At 63.6% G+C, this 693-nt stretch carries 1 protein-coding gene; it reads left to right on the forward strand.

The genetic code is table 11. The annotated features are described in order from the left end of the window. Positions 1 to 693, forward strand: a 693-nt coding sequence (locus tag IT781_RS22080) for a phosphopantetheine-binding protein (RefSeq protein WP_228779366.1), incomplete at both ends; no start/stop codon positions are given.

The raw sequence follows: 693 nt of genomic DNA on the forward strand, positions 1-693 counted from the left end.
GCAACGACTTCCAGGTCAAGATCCGCGGCTTCCGCATCGAGCTGGGCGAGATCGAAGCCCGGCTGGCAGCCTGTGCCGGCGTGCACGAGGCCGTCGTCATGGCGCGTGAAGACCAGCCCGGCGACAAGCGCCTGGTGGCCTATTTGACGGCCATGACCGATGCCGGCCTGAACATTGACGAGCTGCGTGCGCAATTGAAGGCCGGGTTGCCCGAGTACATGGTGCCTAGCGCCTTCGTGATCCTGGAGGCGCTGCCGCTGACCGCTAACGGCAAGCTGGATCGCAAGGCGCTGCCGGCGCCGGATGCCAGTGCCCTGCAAACGCAGCAGTATGAAGCGCCGCAAGGCGAAGCCGAACAGGCTCTAGCGTCGATCTGGCAAGATATCCTGCAGATCGAGCGCGTCGGACGCCGTGACCACTTCTTCGATCTGGGGGGGCATTCATTGCAGGCGGTGCAGGTTATCACCCGCATCCGGCAGAGCACTGGATGCGAACTGGCTCTGCGCGACCTGTTCGACTATCCGGTCCTGCAGGACCTGGCCAGACAGCTCCGGCAGAGTGATGCAAGCACTTTGGCACCGATCGAGCGAGTCGATCGCAGCCGACCTTTGCCGCTGTCCTTCTCCCAACAGCGGTTGTGGTTCCTCGCCCAAATGGAAGGCGCCAGTGAAGCCTACCATATCGCGGGCGGGA

The sequence above is a fragment of the Methylobacter sp. BlB1 genome, assembly GCF_015476545.1.
Taxonomy (GTDB): Bacteria; Pseudomonadota; Gammaproteobacteria; order Methylococcales; family Methylomonadaceae; genus Methylobacter.